Consider the following 18,286-nt stretch of genomic DNA (forward strand, 5'->3'; position numbering starts at 1 on the left):
CCACGTAGGAACTGCCGAAAGCTGCGGTCTTTTGACTTTGATTGTTAAGATCAAAAGATCGCAGCCTTCGGCAGCTCCTACACGATCATCATGACCATCATTCTGCGCCGTGCCCAACCTGCTGACGCCAACGCCCTCCCCACCATCGAACGTTCGGCGGCGGCATTGTTTCGCACCGACCCTTCACTCGCCTGGCTCGCCGACTCACCCGTGACCGAAGCCCGGCAACACCTGCACGCCATCAAAACTCAAGATATTTGGGTCGCCGAATTGCCCGATGGTGTACTGGCGGGATTTCTCAGTGCCGAACATGTCGACAACCAACTGCATATTCAGGAACTGTCGGTCAGCCAACACTTTCAGGGCCAGGGCATCGGTCGAAAGTTACTGTTAGCGGCAATTGAGTATTCCCGCGAACGAGAACTCAACGGTCTGACCCTGACCACGTTTCGCGACTTGCCGTGGAATGCACCGTTTTATCAACGATTCGGTTTTGAAACATTGAGCGCTGCTGAAACAAGTCCACGGTTATTGGCGATTTTGAGTCAGGAAATCGCCCACGGTTTGCCCGGTGAGCGGCGGTGTGCGATGTGTCTACGACTCACACCGGCGCTTTCAAATCCACACCCAACGCCTGGGCAAACGCCTTGACCAGCGGGCTGCGCACGGTGTTGTGGCGCAGGATCAAATTGAACGGCGTGACGATATGAATCAGGTCCGGGCGCACCGCGCGGAATTGGCCCTGGACCACCAGGTTAGCGGCGTAATGCTGCGGCAGGAAACCCACGAAACAACCCGTCTTGATCAACAGCGCCACGGCTTCGACCTGGGTCGCGGAGGCTGAAAAGCTGTCGTAGCGGGCAAAATTGAGTTTGTCCCGATGGATCGCGTAGCGATGGTTGACGCACTCGTAGTCCTTGAGCACGTTGCTGCTGATTTCTGCCTCCGGCACTGTGAACAACGGATGGCCGACAGCACAGTAAACTTCGGAGCGTTCCTCGTAGAGCGCGTAGTAATCGAACTCTTCGCGTTTTTGATAAACCGGCACGATGCCCGCGACTAATCGCCCCTCTACAACACCGCGCTCTACTTCATCCAGTTGCGAGGCCTGAAGTTGAAACCTTACTTTCGGCGACTCTTTATTGATTCTTCTAAGTGCAACAACTAACGGGGAGTTAGGATCAGAGATCGTGTTATCGATAATGCCTACGCCAAGATCCCCGATAAGTTCATTCTGCGCCGAACTAAGCCGATCACGAAAGTTGTCAACCGAAGCAAACAAATCAATCGACGCCTGATACACCAGGCGCCCTTCTTCGGTCAGGTGAAAACCCTCTCGACCACGGGTGCACAGGCGCATACCGATGCGAATCTCCAAGTCGGAAATCTGTTTGCTAATGGCCGCCAGGCCCACATTCAGCTCGTTCTGCGCAGCACTGAAGCCGCCGGCTTCGACCACGGCCTTGAACACTTTGAGCAGTTTGAAATCCAGGCCGCTGAGCGCCAACGGAGCCCGCTGAGTCGGTTTTGGCGGCGGGTTTCCGGAATTGGAAAGTGGGGTTTCCATAATGCTTATTTACCTCTGGCGCCCTAGCAAACAATCTGTGTCCAACAACAAAAACATAGCTGGCCAATAATAATGAACACAGAAAACAAGGCTTGGCAACCGTTAATAAAATCCGTACCTGAGTGCCAACTCACTGATTTCGCACTATTAAAAGCTGACACTTCGATCAGCTCTCGCCACTTCGCAACTGCCCCTTTGAAAACTGCTTTGGCCTGACCACGCCCGAATGATTTCCGGCGAGTGTCCGGGGCTTTGCAGACCGCATTCAGTTCGCTTTACCGACGAGGAAAACAACAATGTCTCAAACCACCGACCGTCTCTGGGGTGCACGCTTCAAAAGCGGCCCATCCGAAGCCCTGGCGGCCCTGTCCCGTTGCCCCGAGCGCTACTTTCGCCTCACGCCTTACGACCTCGCCGGTTCCAAGGCCCATGCCCGGGAACTGCAACGCGCCGGTCTGTTGAGCGAAGAAGAAACCCAGACCATGCTCGACGCGCTGGCCGGTATTGGTGCTGACTTCAGCGCCGGCAGCATCGCCCCGACCCTGGACGACGAAGACGTCCACACCTTTATCGAACGCCTGCTGACCGAGCGCCTCGGCGCCCTCGGCGGCAAGCTGCGCGCCGGTCGTTCGCGTAACGACCAGACCGCCAACGATCTGCGCCTGTTCCTGCGTGATCACGTCCGCACCCTGGCCGTTGAAGTCTTGGCCCTGCAACAAGCGCTGGTGGATCAGGCCGAACAACACATCGAAAGCATTTGCCCTGGCTTCACTCACCTGCAGCAGGCGCAACCGATCGTCTTCGCTCACCACTTGCTGGCCCACGCTCAATCGATGCTGCGCGATGTGCAGCGTCTGGTGGACTGGGACGTGCGCACTTCGCTGTCGCCACTCGGTGCCGCGGCCATGGCCGGTTCCGCCATCGCTCGCCTGCCCCAGCAGTCGGCCAAGGAAATGGGCTACAGCGGCGTGTGCGAAAACTCCATCGACGCTGTGGCCAGCCGTGACCATGTGGCCGAATTCCTGTTTATCGCCAGCATGCTCGGGATCAACATTTCCCGCCTCGCTGAAGAGTTTTGCCTGTGGTCGTCGCGGCAATTTCGCTGGGTCGCGCTGGACGATGCCTACGCCACCGGCAGCTCGATCATGCCGCAGAAGAAAAACCCGGACATCGCCGAACTCGCTCGGGGCAAGGCTGGCCGCCTGATCGGTAACCTCACCGGTCTGCTGTCCACCCTGAAATCCCTGCCGCTGTCCTACAACCGCGACTTGAGCGAAGACAAGAACGGCGTGCTCGACAGTGTCGACACCCTGTTGCTGGTGTTGCCGGCGATGGCCGGGATGGTCGCGACCATGAAGGTCAATGTTGAAGAGCTGCGGCGCCAGGCGCCACTGGGCTTCACCCTCGCCACCGAAGTCGCCGACTGGCTGGCCATGCGCGGCGTGCCGTTCAAGGAAGCCCACGAGATTACCGGTGCGCTGGTCCAGGCCTGTGAGAAACACGACATTGAGTTGTGGGAAGCCTCCACGGCGCTGCTGGCCGAGATCGATCCGCGCCTGACCCCGGAAGTGCGCGACAGCTTGACCCTGGAAGCCGCCATCGCAGCCCGCAGTGGCTGGGGCGGCACCGCGCCGCAACAGGTGCGCGAACAGATCGGCCGCTTGAAAACCGCCCTCGCCGCGCAGCAAGAGTGGACCGAGAACTATCAGGGTTTTCGTCTCTGATCCAAGGGACACTGCGATACCCCTGTGGGAGCGGGCTTGCTCGCGAATGCGGTGTGTCATTCAAAATGAATGGCGACTGGCACGGCCCCTTCGCGAGCAAGCCCGCTCCCACAGGGATTGTGGTTGGCCTGATTTATCAAGTGTACGGAGAAACATCATGAGCCAGACTCAGGCAGAACGACTCCAGGCGGAGCGCAACCTGGCGGACAACCAGTTTGATATCACCCAGTACCACCACGTTCCACGGCGTTATTACGGGCGGATTTTCTTCGCCACTGTCATTGTCATCGCGATTCTCGGCCTGGTACGCGCCTTCGCTGAAGGCAAGATCGAATGGTCCTACATCGGCCAGTTCGTCACCTCCCAGGCGATCATGTGGGGCTTGTTCAACACCATCGTCATGGCGGTGCTGGCGATGGCCCTGGGCATTGTCTTCGGGGTGATCACGGCGATCATGCGCATGTCGGCCAACCCGATCCTGCGCTACGTGGCGGTGACCTACACCTGGCTGTTCCGCGGTACGCCGCTGATCCTGCAACTGCTGTTGTGGTTCAACCTGGCGCTGATCTTCCCCACCATCGGCATTCCCGGCCTGTTCGAAATGGACACCGTGAGCCTGATGACGCCGTTCGTGGCCGCCCTGCTCGGCTTGAGCATCAACCAGGGCGCCTACACCGCCGAAGTGGTGCGCGCCGGCCTGCTGTCGGTGGACACCGGGCAGTACGAAGCCGCCAAGTCGATCGGCATGCCGCGCCTGCAAGCGCTGCGCCGGATCATCCTGCCGCAGGCCATGCGTATCATCATTCCGCCTGTCGGCAACGAGTTCATCAGCATGGTGAAAATGACCTCCCTGGCGAGCGTCATCCAGTACTCGGAACTGCTCTACAACGCCCAGAACATCTACTACGCCAACGCCCGGGTCATGGAATTGCTGATCGTCGCCGGTATCTGGTACCTGGCCGCCGTCACTGTGCTGTCCTTCGGCCAAAGTCGTCTGGAGCGTCGTTTCGCTCGCGGCGCCGGCAAGCGTTCTTGAGGAGTTCGACATGAGAAGCATCGTCAAGGCCGTGAGCCTGAACAAATATTACGACCAGTACCACGCGCTCAAGGACATCAACATCGAGGTCGAGCAAGGCGAAGTGCTGTGCATCATCGGCCCGTCCGGCTCGGGCAAGAGCACCTTGCTGCGCTGCGTCAATCAGCTGGAAAAAATCGACAAGGGCGGCCTCTGGGTCGACGGCGAACTGGTGGGTTACCGGGTCGTCGGCAACAAACTGCACGAACTCAACGAGTCGCAGATTGCCCGTCAACGCCTGTCCACCGGCATGGTGTTCCAGCGGTTCAACCTGTTCCCGCACATGACTGTGCTGCAAAACATCATCGAAGGCCCGTGCCAGGTACTCAAGCGTTCGCCCAAGGAAGCGCACGAAGAAGCGCTCGAACTGCTGGCTCGGGTCGGCCTGGCCGACAAATGCAACAGCTACCCGATTGAACTGTCGGGCGGCCAGCAGCAACGGGTGGCAATTGCCCGCGCGTTGGCGATGCGGCCCAAGTTGATGCTGTTCGATGAACCCACTTCGGCACTCGACCCGGAATTGGTCGGTGAGGTGCTGTCGGTGATGCGCGATCTGGCGCAAACCGGCATGACCATGATCGTCGTCACCCATGAACTGGGCTTCGCTCGCGAGGTTTCCAACCGCATGGTGTTTATGGACGGCGGGCAGATCGTGGAGGCTGGAAGCCCCGAAGAAATACTAATAAGTCCGCAAAACCCGCGCACCCAAAGCTTCATTTCTGCCGTTCGAACCTAAGCGCCAGCCTCGCAAACCAAGAGCTGCGTCAAAACACTCATAAGAGAACGACCATGAAGAACTTCGTAATTCCAGCAGTACTCGCCGGCCTGATGGCTTCCAGCTTCAGCTTCGCCGCCGAATTGCCGGCCAGCATCAAGGCCAAGGGCGAGATCGTTGTCGCGATAATGCCGAACTACCCGCCGATGGATTTCAAGGACCCGGCGACCAACACGCTGACGGGCCTCGACTATGACCTGGGCAACGCCTTGGCCGAGCGTCTGGGCGTGAAGATAAAATGGCAGGAAACCGGCTTCGAGCAAATGATCAACGCCCTGACTACTGACCGCGTGGACATGGTGCTGTCGGGCATGACCGACACCGCCGAGCGTCAGGCCAGCGTGACCTTCGTCGACTACTTCACCAGCGGTCCGCAGTTCTACACCTTGCAGAAGAACAAGGACTTCAACGAAATCACCGACCTGTGCGGCAAGAAAGTCGGCACCAGCCGACGCACCACCTTCCCGGCGGAAATTGCCGAGTACAGCAAGGCCAACTGCGAAGCCGCCGGCAAACCGGCCATTGTCGTGATCGGCACCGAAGGTTCGGCGGATGCCCGTGCGCAACTGCGCCAGAGCCGGATCGACGCGGCGATGCAGGGTAGCGAGACCTTGTCGTACCTGAAGACTCAGGAAAAGGACATGTACAAGACGGTCGGCCAGCCGATTTCCGTGCAGTTCTCCGGCATGGGCTTGAGCAAGAAAAAACCTGAGTTGAGTGAAGCGGTGAAGGTCGCGTTGCAGAGCATGATCGATGACGGCACGTACCAGACCATCCTGAAGAAATGGGACCTGGAACTGGGCGCGATCAAGACGGTGACCGTGAACGCCGGCAAATAAGGAGCTGCCTTTTGTGGGAGCGAGCTTGCTCGCGATAGCGGTGTATCAGCCAACAAAGATGTTGAATGTATTGGCCTCATCGCGAGCAAGCTCGCTCCCACAGGGGTACTTGCCGGGCCAAAAAATTGTGATCGACTCAAATTCAATGTGGGAGCGGGCTTGCTCGCGAATGCGGTGTGTCATTCAACATCAATGCTGGCTGACAGGGCCCCTTCGCGAGCAAGCCCGCTCCCACAGGGGATTGTGTTTTACCTATAGATGAATGGAGTGCCACTGATGTCCTCCTCGCTGCAACCCACCTGGCCCGCCCCGCACAAAGCCTGTCTGGCCCTGGCTTTCGACCTCGACGGCCCGACCGGCGATGCCATGCTCAACGGCTCGATCTGGCAAAAGCCCGAGTACTTCGGTTTCGGCGGTTACGGTCCTTATCGCGCCCTGCCCCGTCTCCTCGATTTGCTCGACGCGTTCAAAATCCCGACAACGTTCTTCGTCCCGGCCTGGGTCGTGGAGAACTGGCCGAAACAGTGCCAGGCGATTGTCGAGCGCGGGCATGAGGTGGCGTATCACGGCTACAAACACGAATCCTTCTACGCCCTCACGCTGGACCAGCAGAAGGACGTGATGAAGAAATCCCGCGAGGTGTTCTGGAAGCACCTGAACATCCGCGCCGAAGGCTTTCGCACGCCGTCCGGTGACTGGCGCGCCGAAACCCCGGCGATGCTGGTGGAGGCCGGCGTGACCTATTCCAGCAGCATGCGCGGCGATGACCGGCCCTATCTGGTCAACGTCCCCGGCTTCGACACCCCGCTGGTGGAAATCCCCGGCCGCTGGGAAATGGACGACTACGCCTCCCTCGCCTACACCCGCGCGCCGAACTTCCCTTCGGGCCTCGACCGAACCGCCAGTTACGAACTGACCCTCGACAATTGGTGCCGCGAATACGACGGCGCCATGGACGAAGGCTTGTGCCTGACCACCCTGTTCCACCCCAAGATCACCGGCAAACCGGGACGCATCCTGTTGCTGGAAAAACTCTTCGAACACATGCGCCAGCGCGATGACGTGTGGTTCGCCACCTGCCGCGATGTCGCCCAGTGGTGGCTGAAGGAGCATCACCATGGCTGATTCCAATGTCTGGCCCAACGGTTACCGCTGCGCGGTGGTGTTGACCGTCGATTACAACGACATCTACGGCATCCTGACCCAGGCCCCGGAAGTCGCCGGGCGCGACAAGACCCTGTCGGTCTGGCGCTACGGCAGCCAGCGCGGCGTGGATCGTCTGCTGGATCTGTTTGCAGAATTGGACGTGCCCAGCAGCTGGTGCATTCCCGGCATCGTCGCCGAGGAAAACCCTGAACATATCAAGGCAATCCTCGCTGGCGGGCATGAAATCGCCTGCGCCGGCTATCGCCATCAGAACTACGACGACCTCGATCTGGCGGCACAGAGCGCCGACATCGCCAAGGGCTGCGAAGCCTTGGCCGCGTTGACCGGCGTGCGTCCGACCGGGTTTCGCATTCCGGCGGGCAATGGTGCAGCGGGATTCATCGAGGCGTTGAGGGATCAAGGCATCCGCTGGTCTTCATCATGGCGCGGCGATGATCTGCCGTTCGCTCACCCCACGGCGCCGGAAGTGATCGAGTTGCCGCTGCACTACGAACTGGAAGACGAACCCTACTTCGCCTTCAACCTCAGCCCGGCGGTGCCGCCAGCGCAATCGCGTATCGCGTCCTACAGCCACACCCTCGGCAACCTGCAAATGGACTTCGCCGGGTTTCACCGCTTTGGCCTGTGCTACGTACTGCGGCTGCACCCGGAAATTATCGCGACGCCGGGGCGTATTGGCGTGTTGCGCGAGTTGCTCCAAGGCATTCAGCAGCATCCAGACGTGTGGATCGCCACGGCGGGTGAAGTCGCGCAATGGTGGGCGGATTCAGCAGTGCAGGTGACGGCGGATCATCCTTCGGCGGTGTATGAGCGGCATTATCGGGATTACGGCGTATGAACGAGTTCGGCAGCGCCTACCAGGGCGTGATGCGCATGGAACACCTGGCGCAGTTTTGCGTCGATACCCACTTTGAGGATTTGCCGGCGGCGCTGGTGGCACAAGCCAAACGGCACATTCTCGACACCTTTGGCGCGACCCTGGCCGGGGCTGGCAGTGACGTGGCGAAACAGGCGCGCCAAGTGTTCGAAGGCGAGACCGGCTGCACTTTGGTCTGGGGCACCGATTGGCAGGTTGGCGCGGCTCAAGCGGCGATGCTGAACGGTATCGCCGCCCATGCGTTGGAGCTGGACGACACGGGCGGCTGTGACCATTCCGGCGCGGTGGTGTTGCCAGCGGTCATGGCCGCCGTGTCAATGTCGGGCAAAACCGTGAGCGGCCCGGAATTCATCACTGCCGTGGTCATCGGCTACGAAATCGGCCGTCGGGTGCTGGAAGCCTGCGGCAGCTATTCGGCGCATAACGGCGCCGGTTGGCACTCAACCGCCACTTGCGGGGTGTTCGGCGCGGCAGCGGCCAGTGCGCGGATTCTCGGCCTCGATGCCGCACAAACTTTGTCGGCGCTGGGCATCGCCGGCAGCTTCAGCGGCGGACTCTGGGCGTTTATTCATGACGGTTCCCAAAGCAAGAAACTCCACAGCGGGCGCGCCGCCGAAGGTGGCTTGCTCGCGGCGCGGTTTGCCCAGCGCGGCATCACCGGGCCGACGAAGCTGTTCGATGATGTGTGGGGCGGTTTTCTCAAGACCCTCGCTGGCGATGCCGCCGTACCTGAAGCACTGGACGCGGAGCTGGGCCGGGTGTGGAAGCTTGCCCGCTGCTCGATCAAGCCATACGCCGCGTGTCGCGGGACGCATTCGGCGATTGATGCCTTGGGATTGTTGCTGGCGCAGTTGCAGGTCGGTGCCGATCAGGTCGAGGACATCCAGGTGTCGTTGTGCGGGTTCCTGCAGGACATGTGCGGCGGACAGGAAGTCGCCAGTCTGGCGGCGGCGCAGATGAGTTTGCGCTATGCCCTCGCCGCGCGGTTGGTGCTGGGGCATTGCCGGTTGCAGGCCTATGACGATGCCCAGCGCAGCGATCCGCGCCTGGCGCACTGGATGTCGCGGATTCGGCTTGAGGTGGACCCGCAATTGTCCGAGGATGGCGAGCCTATTGTGAGCGTGCGGACCGTGGACGGTCGGCAGGCGAGCCTGTGCGTCGAGGTGCCGCTGGGCGCGCCGAGCAATCCGCTGAGTGACGAGGCGCTGGATGAGAAGTTTCTCAGTCTGGCCGGGCGGGTATTGGCGCGGGGGCAGGCTGAGGCATTGCTTGAGCAGTTGTGGCGGGTTGAAGAGCTGGAATCTGTTGCGACATTGGATCAGTGGCTGACATGACGGCCCCTTCGCGAGCAGGCTCGCTCCCACATTTGAAATGCATTCCCCTGTGGGAGCGAGCCTGCTCGCGAATAGCGGCGACACCTCGCTAAAAATCTGAATAAGGACATCCGCACCACCGTGGCCACTTACTCGCTCGTTATCCGCCGGTTGATGATTTGCTCGCTGACCATCGTCGTCAGCCGCGCCATCACCAGCCCGTTGCTCACGCTGTTCCTGAGCAACAAACTCGGTCTCAACCAACAGGACGTTGGCCTGCTGCTGGGCATCGCGGTGTTTATCGCCACCCTGCTCGCGCTCTACGGCGGCTACATCATCGACCGACTGGAAAAACGGCGGCTGTTGATCCTGGCCATGCTCTCCAGCGCCATCGGCTTCGTGCTGCTGACCTTCGCCGAAAACCTCTACCTGACCACCGCCACCCTGGTGATCACCGAAACCGCCTCGGCTTTATTCCTGATCGGCTCGAAAGCGATCCTCAGCGAAAACCTGCCCATGGGCCAACGGGCCAAGGCGTTTTCCCTGCGCTACACCCTGACCAACATCGGCTACGCCACCGGCCCCATGCTCGGCGTGGTGATCGCCGGGGTGTATCCGATTGCGCCGTTCCTGATAGCGGGCGGTATCGCGTTCTTCAGCATCTTCTTGATGAGCGGGATTCCGAAAGACGCCGCCCAGGTGCCCGCCATCGGCCAGCCGCAAAGCTTTCTCAAGACCCTGACCACCCTGAAAAACGACCGAACCCTGATCATGTTCACCTGCGGCTGCCTGTTCAGCACCGTGGTCCATGGCCGTTTCACCTTGTACCTGTCGCAATACCTGCTGGTGACCCACGACTCCAAGCGCGCCCTGGAGACCATGGCCGCCCTGCTCGCCTGCAACGCCATCAGCGTGATCCTGCTGCAATACCAGATCGGCCGCTTCCTCAAGCGCGAACAACTGCGCTACTGGATTGCCGGCGGCACCAGTCTGTTCATCCTCGGGTTGATCGGTTTCAGCCTGGCCGACGGCCTGGTGAGCTGGTGCGTGGCGATGTTCATTTTCACCCTCGGGGAAATGATCATTTACCCGGCGGAATTCCTGTTCGTCGACACCCTGGCCCCGGAAGAACTACGCGGCAGTTACTACGGCGCACAAAACCTCGCAGCCCTCGGTGGCGCGTTAAGTCCGGTGATTTGCGGTTTCCTGCTGATGCACACCCCGGCGCCGACGATGTTCTATGCCTTGTGCGGGCTGACAGCGATGGGCGGATCCCTGTGTTTCATGGCCGGTCGGCGAGTGGCGTTACTGCAAAAATAATGCACTGAAGCTGCATTAATATGAATTTGTCAGCACCAGGAATCGACGGCACACTGTGCCTCGTTCCTCCCCCAATAGTTGGAACACCTTCAAGGGCTTTCTGGGTATCCCAGCTAAGCCTTTTTTTTGCTTGGTTTTTTGTCACCGGGATCATCATGCTCGCACGCTGGTTACCTGCCGCCGTCAACACTCGCCCCTCGGAATGGAGCCGGGCCGCCATCGGCATGTCCTTGGGCACGCTGTTCAGTGTCTGGTTGTGCAGTCAGGTGTTTGGCATTGAAGTGGCACAACACTTGGTCGGGCCATTGGGCGCGTCGGCAGTGCTGTTGTTCGCCGTGTCTTCCGGCGCCCTCGCCCAGCCGTGGTCGATCCTCGGTGGTTATTTGAGCGCCGGGGTGGTTTCGCTGCTGGTGGCTCACGTGCTCGGGCGAACCTTGGGCAGCGCTTGCCTCGCGGCGGGCATGGCGCTGATCCTGATGTGCTGGCTGCGTTGCCTGCACCCGCCGGCCGGGGCATTGGCGCTGCTGTTGGTGCTGGCTGACCCGGCGACCATCGCCCTGGACTGGAAAGCCCTCGGCCCGGTGATGCTCAGCGCCTCGGCCATGCTGCTCAGTGCGTTGGCCTATAACAACCTGACGCAGATCCGCTACCCCAAACGCCCCGTCGAACCGGCGCCGGTCATGCCCTCGGCGGACAGCCAGGCGATTACTGCCGAGGATTTGAAACTCGCGTTGGCGGACATGGAGGCGTTTTTCGACGTCACCCCGGAAGATCTTGAGCAGTTGATTCATGCCAGTGAATTGCACGCCAAGCGGCGCAGCATCGGCGAAGTGCTCAGCAGCAGAACCTGACAAAACACAAATCCCCTGTGGGAGCGGGCTTGCTCGCGAATGCGGTGTGTCATCCAGCATTAATGTTGACTGACACGGCCCCTTCGCGAGCAAGCCCGCTCCCACAGGTTTTTCTGTGGTCGCTGGATTTTGCACTAAGGTAAAAATGCAGACAGAACCTGCACGTATCCCGGTTGTACATCACAAATTTGCACTGTTACGATCCAGCATCGCTCGCGCGCGAGCTTGTCTATAAAGAACAATAAAAGCAGGGAGTTATCGATGACTGCTCAGGTTTCATCCCAGGAGGCCAACGCCATGGACGCCACGCAAAATGAAGTGCTGGCCGAGGTTCGCAACCACATCGGTCACCTGACCCTCAATCGCCCCGCCGGTCTCAACGCTCTCACCCTGAACATGGTCCGCCGTTTGCAAAACCAGCTGGATGCCTGGGCCGAAGATTCGCAGGTCAACGCCGTGGTATTGCGCGGTGCCGGCGAGAAGGCCTTTTGTGCTGGCGGCGACATTCGCTCGCTGTACGACAGCTACAAAAACGGCGACACCCTGCACGAAGATTTCTTTGTCGAGGAATACGCCCTCGACCTCGCTATCCATAATTACTGCAAACCGGTCCTGGCCTTGATGGACGGCTTTGTGTTGGGCGGCGGCATGGGCCTGGTGCAAGGCGCGGATATGCGCGTGGTGACTGAACGCAGTCGCCTGGCGATGCCCGAAGTGGGCATCGGTTATTTCCCGGACGTCGGCGGCAGCTACTTCCTGCCACGGATTCCGGGCGAACTGGGGATTTACCTGGGCGTCAGCGGCGTGCAGATTCGTGCTGCCGATGCGCTGTATTGCGGTCTGGCTGACTGGTATCTGGAAAGCGACAAACTGGGCACCCTGGACGAGCAGCTCGATCAGCTGGTGTGGCACGAATCGCCGCTCAAGGACCTGCAAGGTGTGCTGGCCAAACTTGCCGTGCAACAACTGCCGGATGCGCCGCTGATTGCGCTGCGCCCGGCCATCGACCACTTCTTCGCCCTGCCCGACGTGGCGAGTATGGTGGAGCAAATGCGTGAAGTGACCGTCGCCGACAGTCACGAATGGGCGAAAACCACCGCCGATCTACTGGAAAGCCGTTCGCCGCTGGCCATGGGTGTGACCCTGGAAATGCTGCGGCGCGGTCGCAAGCTGAGCCTGGAACAGTGCTTCGCCCTTGAGCTGCACCTGGACCGCCAGTGGTTCGAGCGCGGCGACCTGATCGAAGGCGTGCGCGCCTTGCTGATCGACAAAGACAAAAAACCGCGCTGGAACCCGCCGACCTTGCAGGCGCTGCACGCCGAGCATGTCGAGAGTTTCTTCACGGGTTTTGAGCAGAGCGGGAGCTGAGCCATGCACGATATCGAATTGAGCGAAGAGCAAGTGATGATCCGCGACATGGCCCGGGATTTCGCCCGTGGTGAAATCGCGCCCCACGCCCAGGCCTGGGAAAAGGCTGGCTGGATCGACGACGGTCTGGTGGCGAAGATGGGGGAATTGGGTCTGCTGGGCATGGTGGTCCCGGAAGAATGGGGCGGCACTTATGTCGATTACGTCGCTTACGCCTTGGCCGTCGAAGAGATTTCCGCTGGTGATGGCGCTACCGGCGCGTTGATGAGCATCCACAACTCCGTGGGTTGCGGGCCGGTCTTGAACTACGGCACCGATGAACAGAAACAAACCTGGCTGCCGGACCTGGCCAGTGGTCAGGCCATCGGCTGCTTCTGCCTGACTGAGCCGCAAGCCGGTTCCGAAGCCCACAACCTGCGCACACGCGCCGAACTGCGGGACGGTCAGTGGGTGATCAACGGCGCCAAGCAATTTGTCAGCAACGGCAAGCGAGCGAAACTGGCGATCGTGTTTGCGGTGACTGATCCGGACTTGGGCAAGCGCGGTATTTCAGCATTCCTGGTGCCGACCGATACGCCGGGTTTTATCGTTGATCGCACCGAACACAAAATGGGCATCCGCGCCTCCGATACCTGCGCGGTGACCCTGAGCAACTGCACCATCCCCGAAGCCAACCTGCTGGGTGATCGCGGCAAAGGCCTGGCCATCGCCCTCTCCAACCTCGAAGGCGGCCGCATCGGTATCGCCGCCCAGGCGTTGGGCATTGCGCGGGCGGCGTTCGAAGCGGCGCTGGCTTACGCGCGGGATCGGGTGCAGTTCGGCAAGGCGATCATCGAGCACCAGAGCATCGCCAACATGCTGGCGGACATGCACATGCAGCTGAACGCCGCGCGATTGATGATCCTCCACGCGGCGCGGTTGCGCAGTGCGGGCAAGCCGTGTCTGTCGGAGGCTTCACAGGCGAAGTTGTTTGCGTCGGAAATGGCCGAGAAGGTCTGTTCGTCGGCGATGCAGATTCACGGCGGGTATGGGTATCTGGAGGATTACCCGGTGGAGCGTTACTACCGGGATGCGCGGATTACCCAGATTTACGAAGGGTCGAGCGAGATACAGCGGATGGTGATTGCTCGGGAATTGAAGAACTATTTGGTGTGATGTTTGGGATTGGGGGTGGGCTTGAACTCCACCCCTCTCCCTAACCCTCTCCCCAGAGGGGCGAGGGGACTGACCGATGCGCTCTTGGAGCTACATCGACCTGAAAGTCCTGAGTCGAACTCAGGCTTTGAACAGCATGAAGATCTGCTCCCTTTCCCCCTCTCCCCTATGGGGAGAGGGCTGGGGTGAGGGGTGGATCTTAAGCCCGCCCCCCAGATCATCACTTGCCTTGGAATCCGGCTTCACGCTTGGCAATAAACGCCGCCATCCCTTCTTTCTGATCCTGCGTCGCAAACGCCGCATGGAACACCCGACGCTCAAAGCGCACGCCTTCCGACAGGCTGACTTCAAACGCGCGGTTCACGCTTTCCTTGACCATCATCGCTATCGGCAGCGACTTCTTGGCAATCAGCGCCGCGACTTTCAGCGCTTCTTCCAGCAATTCATCCGCCGGTACGATCCGCGCGACAATCCCGCAGCGCTCCGCTTCCACTGCATCGATCAGACGGCCGCTGAGGCACATTTCCATGGCCTTGGCCTTGCCCACGGCGCGAGTCAGGCGCTGGGTGCCGCCCATGCCCGGCAGCACGCCGAGGTTGATTTCCGGTTGACCAAACTTGGCGTTGTCGCCCGCCAGGATGAAGTCGCACATCAGCGCCAGTTCACAGCCACCACCGAGGGCGAAACCGTTGACCGCCGCGATGATCGGCTTGCGGCGGTTGGCCACGCGATCGCTGTCGCTGAACAGGTCGTCGAGGTAGATCTGCGGATAGGTCAGCTCGGCCATTTCCTTGATGTCGGCACCGGCGGCGAAGGCTTTTTTCGAGCCGGTCAGCACGATGCAGCCGATGTTCGAATCGGCTTCCAGGCCATCGAGGGCGTGGTTCACTTCGCTGACCAACTGCGCGTTCAACGCGTTCAAGGCTTGCGGACGGTTGAGGGTGATCAGGCCGACGCGGCCGTGAATTTCCAGCAAAATCGTTTCATAGGTCATAAAGATTTCCTTCTTAAAGATTGCGCGAAATAACCATGCGCTGAATATCGCTGGTGCCTTCGTAGATCTGGCACACCCGCACGTCGCGGTAGATCCGCTCCAGCGGGAAGTCGTTCAGGTAACCGTAACCGCCGAGGGTTTGCAACGCTGACGAGCAGACCTTCTCGGCCATTTCCGAAGCAAACAGCTTGGCCATCGAGGCTTCGACCAGCGCGGGTTTGCCGCTGTCTCGCAACGCGGCGGCGTAATGCACCATCTGCCGGGCCACGGCGATCTGGGTCGCCATGTCCGCTAGACGGAAAGCGACCGCTTGATGTTCGATGATTGGCTTGCCGAAGCTCTCGCGCTCACGGGCGTAATCCCGAGCCGCTTCAAACGCCGCGCGGGCCATGCCCACCGATTGCGAAGCGATGCCGACGCGCCCGCCTTCCAGGTTGGCCAAGGCGATCCGGTAACCTTCACCCTCCTCGCCCAAACGGTTGGCCACGGGCACTTTCACGTCTTCGAACAGAATCTGGCAGGTGTCGGACGCATGCTGGCCGAGTTTGTCTTCGACCCGTGCGACTTTGTAGCCCGGTGAATCGGTGGGCACGATCAGTGCGGTAATCCCGCGTTTGCCGGCACTCGGATCAGTCACCGCAAACACAATCACCACCCCGGCGTTCTGCCCGGAAGTGATGAACTGTTTGCAGCCGTTGAGCACGTAGTGATCGCCATTTAGCCTGGCGCGGGTTTTAAGGCCACTGGCGTCGGAACCCGCCTGAGGTTCGGTCAGGGCAAACGCGCCGAGCATCGAACCGCTGGCCAACGGCTTGAGGAAACGTTCTTTCTGCTCGTCGGTGCCGTACTTGAGGATCGGCACGCAACCCACGGAGTTGTGCACGCTCATGATCGTCGAACAGGCGCCGTCGCCGGCGGCGATTTCTTCCAGGGCCATGGCGTACGCCAGGTAACCGGTGTCGCAACCGCCCCACTCTTCCGGCACCAACATGCCGAAAAAGCCCAGCTCGGCCATTTCGCCGATGGCTTCTTTCGGGAAGCGATGCTCGCGGTCCCACTCGGCGGCGAAGGGTTTCAGCCGCTCCTGGGCGAATTGCCGGGCGGCTTCGCTAATCTGCAGTTGTTCGTCATTGGGAATCATGGTGAATCCTTCATTCGGGTAATGCGCAGAACCTGTGGGAGCGAGCCTGCTCGCGAAAGCGGTGTGTCATCCAACATCAATGCTGACTGACAGGTCCCCTTCGCGAGCAGGCTCGCTCCCACATGGATCGCATTCATCAATACAGGCATTCCACAGCCATGGCGGTCGCTTCGCCGCCGCCAATGCAAATCGCCGCAACGCCGCGCTTCATGCCTTTCTGCCGCAACGCCGAGAGCAAGGTCACGATGATCCGCGCGCCGGACGCACCGATCGGATGACCCAATGCGCAAGCGCCGCCGTGGATGTTGACCTTCTCGTGGGGGATTTCCAGTTTGCTCATGGTCACCAGGCTGACCACCGCGAAGGCTTCGTTGATTTCAAACAACTCGACCTCGTCCAGGGACCAGCCGGTTTTCTTTATCAGCTTCTTGATCGCACCGACCGGGGCCACCGGGAACAGGCCCGGGGTATCGGCAAACGCCGCATGGCCGTGGATCACGGCCAATGGCTTGAGGCCGCGCTTTTCAGCTTCGGAACGACGCATTAATACCAGCGCCGCCGCGCCATCGGAGATCGAGCTGGAGTTGGCAGCCGTGACGGTGCCGCCGTCGCGGAATGCCGGTTTCAGCGAGGCGATCTTGTCCAGTTTGGCTTTCGGTGGCTGTTCGTCGTTGCTGATCAGTACTTGTTCTTTACCGACCGTCACGGTCAGCGGCACGATTTCAGCCTTGAAGCTGCCGTCCTTGATCGCCTGTTGCGCGCGGGTGGTCGAGGCAATGGCAAACGCGTCCTGAGCTTCGCGGGTGAAGCCGTTGGTCTCGGCGCAATCTTCGGCGAAGGTGCCCATCAGGCGGCCCTTGTCGTAGGCGTCTTCGAGACCGTCGAGGAACATCGAATCCAGCACCCGGCCATGGCCCATGCGGTAACCACTGCGGGCGCGGTCCAGCAGATACGGCGCGTTGGACATGCTTTCCATGCCACCGGAGATCACCACTTCGGCACTGCCGGCCACCAGCATGTCGTGGGCGAGAATGGTGGTTTCCATGCCGGAACCGCACATCTTGTTCACGGTGGTGCAACGGGTCGATTTATCCAGCCCGGCGCCCAGTGCGGCCTGACGTGCAGGCGCCTGGCCGAGGCCGGCGGGCAACACGCAACCAAACAGCACTTCGTCAACCGCGTCAGAGGCGACACCGGCACGTTCGACGGCGGCTTTGATCGCCGCTGCACCGAGTTGCGGTGCGGTCAGGCTTTTCAGTTCGCCCTGGAAACCGCCCATCGGGGTACGAACGGCGCTGACAATAACAATCGGATCGTTGGAAAGGGTCATGACAAATCCTCCTTACTTGGCGGCCATACGCAAGGCACCGTCGAGACGGATCACCTCGCCGTTGAGCATGCTGTTTTCAATGATATGCCTGACCAGCGCGGCATACTCGCCGGGCTTGCCGAGGCGCGGCGGGAACGGTACGCCAGCGGCCAGGGACGCGCGGACTTCCTCGGTCATGCCGGCCATCATCGGCGTTTCGAAGATGCCGGGTGCGATGGTCATCACACGAATGCCGAAGCGCGCCAGTTCACGGGCGGCAGGCAAGGTCAGACTGACAATCGCGCCTTTGGACGCAGCGTAAGCAGCCTGGCCAATCTGGCCGTCGTAGGCCGCCGCCGACGCGGTGTTGATGATCACACCGCGCTCACCGCCGGCGTCCGCTTCGGTTTCCGCGATGGCCGCCGCAGCGAGGCGCAGCATGTTGAAGCTGCCGATCAGGTTGACGTTGATCACCTGGCTGAAACTGGCCAATGCATGCGGGCCGGTCTTACCGAGGATCTTCTCGCCACGCACGATGCCGGCGCAGTTCACCAGACCGTGCAGCCCACCGAAGGCTTTGACGGTTGCGGCGACGGCGGCTTCGGCAGCGGCTTCGTTGCTGATGTCGGCGACTACGCTTTGCGCGCCGAGGCGTTCAGCCTGGGCCGCGACGGCCTCGGCATTCATGTCCACCAGCATCACTTTGGCGCCAGCGGCCACCAGCATTTCAGCGGTGGCGGCACCGAGGCCGGACGCTCCGCCAGTGACGAGAAAAACCTTGTTTTCGATCTGCATCTTATTTTCCTTCGAT

Annotated in this window: 17 protein-coding genes and 1 pseudogene; 12 read left to right on the forward strand and 6 right to left on the reverse strand. The window is 60.6% G+C overall.

Annotated features, from left to right (window positions below; translation table 11 throughout):
* Nucleotides 1-90: 90 nt before the first annotated feature.
* On the forward strand, nucleotides 91-651 hold the full coding sequence (locus tag ACIQY3_RS19860; RefSeq protein WP_403022422.1) for a GNAT family N-acetyltransferase: 561 nt from the start codon (nucleotides 91-93) through the stop codon (nucleotides 649-651).
* On the opposite strand, the gene ACIQY3_RS19865 is transcribed toward ACIQY3_RS19860, so the two are convergent.
* Entirely contained in the window at nucleotides 602-1,567 is a 966-nt protein-coding gene (locus tag ACIQY3_RS19865; RefSeq protein WP_403022424.1) for a LysR family transcriptional regulator, read from the reverse strand. The genes ACIQY3_RS19860 and ACIQY3_RS19865 overlap by 50 nt on opposite strands.
* 296 nt (nucleotides 1,568-1,863) lie before the next feature.
* On the opposite strand from ACIQY3_RS19865, the gene argH reads away from it, so the two are divergent.
* The 4 genes from argH (at nucleotide 1,864) to ACIQY3_RS19885 (ending at nucleotide 5,980) form a co-directional block, all read left to right on the forward strand.
* Nucleotides 1,864-3,291 carry an argininosuccinate lyase gene (argH, locus tag ACIQY3_RS19870; protein WP_403022426.1) on the forward strand — a complete coding sequence of 476 codons (1,428 nt, stop codon included), beginning with the start codon at nucleotides 1,864-1,866 and terminating at the stop codon, nucleotides 3,289-3,291.
* Between the two features lie 157 nt (nucleotides 3,292-3,448).
* Nucleotides 3,449-4,327, forward strand: a complete 879-nt coding sequence (locus ACIQY3_RS19875) for an amino acid ABC transporter permease (RefSeq protein WP_403022428.1) — start codon at nucleotides 3,449-3,451, stop codon at nucleotides 4,325-4,327.
* Between the two features lie 10 nt (nucleotides 4,328-4,337).
* A complete protein-coding gene (locus tag ACIQY3_RS19880; protein WP_403022430.1) occupies nucleotides 4,338-5,102 on the forward strand; it encodes an amino acid ABC transporter ATP-binding protein in 765 nt (254 codons plus the stop codon).
* 53 nt (nucleotides 5,103-5,155) lie between these two features.
* Nucleotides 5,156-5,980, forward strand: coding sequence for an ABC transporter substrate-binding protein (locus ACIQY3_RS19885; protein WP_403022432.1), 825 nt, complete (start codon nucleotides 5,156-5,158; stop codon nucleotides 5,978-5,980).
* A 148-nt stretch (nucleotides 5,981-6,128) separates the two neighbouring features.
* Here the strand turns inward: ACIQY3_RS19885 and ACIQY3_RS19890 are convergent.
* A pseudogene (locus ACIQY3_RS19890) lies at nucleotides 6,129-6,254 on the reverse strand (metal ABC transporter ATP-binding protein); the annotation flags it as partial.
* Between the two features lie 2 nt (nucleotides 6,255-6,256).
* On the opposite strand from ACIQY3_RS19890, the gene ACIQY3_RS19895 reads away from it, so the two are divergent.
* The 7 genes from ACIQY3_RS19895 (at nucleotide 6,257) to ACIQY3_RS19925 (ending at nucleotide 14,031) form a co-directional block, all read left to right on the forward strand.
* On the forward strand, nucleotides 6,257-7,105 hold the full coding sequence (locus ACIQY3_RS19895; RefSeq protein ID WP_403022434.1) for a polysaccharide deacetylase: 849 nt from the start codon (nucleotides 6,257-6,259) through the stop codon (nucleotides 7,103-7,105).
* Nucleotides 7,098-7,985 (forward strand): polysaccharide deacetylase, encoded by an 888-nt coding sequence (locus tag ACIQY3_RS19900; RefSeq protein ID WP_403022436.1) that lies wholly within the window; start codon nucleotides 7,098-7,100, stop codon nucleotides 7,983-7,985. Before ACIQY3_RS19895 ends, ACIQY3_RS19900 begins: the two co-directional genes overlap by 8 nt.
* A gap of 29 nt (nucleotides 7,986-8,014) precedes the next feature.
* Nucleotides 8,015-9,358, forward strand: a complete 1,344-nt coding sequence (locus tag ACIQY3_RS19905; RefSeq protein WP_403022758.1) for an MmgE/PrpD family protein — start codon at nucleotides 8,015-8,017, stop codon at nucleotides 9,356-9,358.
* 120 nt (nucleotides 9,359-9,478) lie between these two features.
* On the forward strand, nucleotides 9,479-10,657 hold the full coding sequence (locus ACIQY3_RS19910; protein WP_403022438.1) for an MFS transporter: 1,179 nt from the start codon (nucleotides 9,479-9,481) through the stop codon (nucleotides 10,655-10,657).
* A gap of 155 nt (nucleotides 10,658-10,812) precedes the next feature.
* Nucleotides 10,813-11,508 carry an HPP family protein gene (locus tag ACIQY3_RS19915; RefSeq protein ID WP_403022440.1) on the forward strand — a complete coding sequence of 232 codons (696 nt, stop codon included), beginning with the start codon at nucleotides 10,813-10,815 and terminating at the stop codon, nucleotides 11,506-11,508.
* A gap of 261 nt (nucleotides 11,509-11,769) precedes the next feature.
* On the forward strand, nucleotides 11,770-12,876 hold the full coding sequence (locus tag ACIQY3_RS19920) for an enoyl-CoA hydratase/isomerase family protein (protein WP_403022442.1): 1,107 nt from the start codon (nucleotides 11,770-11,772) through the stop codon (nucleotides 12,874-12,876).
* 3 nt (nucleotides 12,877-12,879) lie between these two features.
* Nucleotides 12,880-14,031: an acyl-CoA dehydrogenase family protein gene (locus ACIQY3_RS19925; protein WP_163910235.1), complete on the forward strand. Its 1,152-nt coding sequence runs from the start codon at nucleotides 12,880-12,882 to the stop codon at nucleotides 14,029-14,031.
* A gap of 220 nt (nucleotides 14,032-14,251) precedes the next feature.
* On the opposite strand, the gene ACIQY3_RS19930 is transcribed toward ACIQY3_RS19925, so the two are convergent.
* From ACIQY3_RS19930 to ACIQY3_RS19945, 4 genes are all read right to left on the reverse strand, one after another.
* Nucleotides 14,252-15,025 carry an enoyl-CoA hydratase gene (locus ACIQY3_RS19930; protein WP_403022445.1) on the reverse strand — a complete coding sequence of 258 codons (774 nt, stop codon included), beginning with the start codon at nucleotides 15,023-15,025 and terminating at the stop codon, nucleotides 14,252-14,254.
* A gap of 13 nt (nucleotides 15,026-15,038) precedes the next feature.
* Nucleotides 15,039-16,166: an acyl-CoA dehydrogenase gene (locus ACIQY3_RS19935; protein WP_403022447.1), complete on the reverse strand. Its 1,128-nt coding sequence runs from the start codon at nucleotides 16,164-16,166 to the stop codon at nucleotides 15,039-15,041.
* Nucleotides 16,167-16,302: 136 nt separating this feature from the next.
* The gene (locus ACIQY3_RS19940) at nucleotides 16,303-17,496 is read right to left on the reverse strand and encodes an acetyl-CoA C-acyltransferase (RefSeq protein ID WP_403022449.1); all 1,194 of its coding nucleotides are present in this window, start codon (nucleotides 17,494-17,496) and stop codon (nucleotides 16,303-16,305) included.
* 12 nt (nucleotides 17,497-17,508) lie between these two features.
* A complete protein-coding gene (locus ACIQY3_RS19945; RefSeq protein WP_403022451.1) occupies nucleotides 17,509-18,270 on the reverse strand; it encodes an SDR family NAD(P)-dependent oxidoreductase in 762 nt (253 codons plus the stop codon).
* Nucleotides 18,271-18,286 lie beyond the last annotated feature (16 nt).

It is taken from the genome of Pseudomonas sp. NPDC096950 (assembly GCF_044762525.1).
Classification (GTDB): domain Bacteria; phylum Pseudomonadota; class Gammaproteobacteria; order Pseudomonadales; family Pseudomonadaceae; genus Aquipseudomonas.

Coding starts and splice junctions, on each gene's coding strand:
- ACIQY3_RS19915 (WP_403022440.1), top strand. CDS start 10,813: ATGCTCGCACGCTGGTTACCTGCCGCCGTCAACACTCGCCCCTCGGAA.
- ACIQY3_RS19880 (WP_403022430.1), top strand. CDS start 4,338: ATGAGAAGCATCGTCAAGGCCGTGAGCCTGAACAAATATTACGACCAG.
- ACIQY3_RS19945 (WP_403022451.1), bottom strand. CDS start 18,270: ATGCAGATCGAAAACAAGGTTTTTCTCGTCACTGGCGGAGCGTCCGGC.
- ACIQY3_RS19935 (WP_403022447.1), bottom strand. CDS start 16,166: ATGATTCCCAATGACGAACAACTGCAGATTAGCGAAGCCGCCCGGCAA.
- ACIQY3_RS19885 (WP_403022432.1), top strand. CDS start 5,156: ATGAAGAACTTCGTAATTCCAGCAGTACTCGCCGGCCTGATGGCTTCC.
- ACIQY3_RS19905 (WP_403022758.1), top strand. CDS start 8,015: ATGCGCATGGAACACCTGGCGCAGTTTTGCGTCGATACCCACTTTGAG.
- ACIQY3_RS19900 (WP_403022436.1), top strand. CDS start 7,098: ATGGCTGATTCCAATGTCTGGCCCAACGGTTACCGCTGCGCGGTGGTG.
- argH (WP_403022426.1), top strand. CDS start 1,864: ATGTCTCAAACCACCGACCGTCTCTGGGGTGCACGCTTCAAAAGCGGC.
- ACIQY3_RS19930 (WP_403022445.1), bottom strand. CDS start 15,025: ATGACCTATGAAACGATTTTGCTGGAAATTCACGGCCGCGTCGGCCTG.
- ACIQY3_RS19940 (WP_403022449.1), bottom strand. CDS start 17,496: ATGACCCTTTCCAACGATCCGATTGTTATTGTCAGCGCCGTTCGTACC.
- ACIQY3_RS19895 (WP_403022434.1), top strand. CDS start 6,257: ATGTCCTCCTCGCTGCAACCCACCTGGCCCGCCCCGCACAAAGCCTGT.
- ACIQY3_RS19875 (WP_403022428.1), top strand. CDS start 3,449: ATGAGCCAGACTCAGGCAGAACGACTCCAGGCGGAGCGCAACCTGGCG.
- ACIQY3_RS19865 (WP_403022424.1), bottom strand. CDS start 1,567: ATGGAAACCCCACTTTCCAATTCCGGAAACCCGCCGCCAAAACCGACT.
- ACIQY3_RS19860 (WP_403022422.1), top strand. CDS start 91: ATGACCATCATTCTGCGCCGTGCCCAACCTGCTGACGCCAACGCCCTC.
- ACIQY3_RS19920 (WP_403022442.1), top strand. CDS start 11,770: ATGACTGCTCAGGTTTCATCCCAGGAGGCCAACGCCATGGACGCCACG.
- ACIQY3_RS19925 (WP_163910235.1), top strand. CDS start 12,880: ATGCACGATATCGAATTGAGCGAAGAGCAAGTGATGATCCGCGACATG.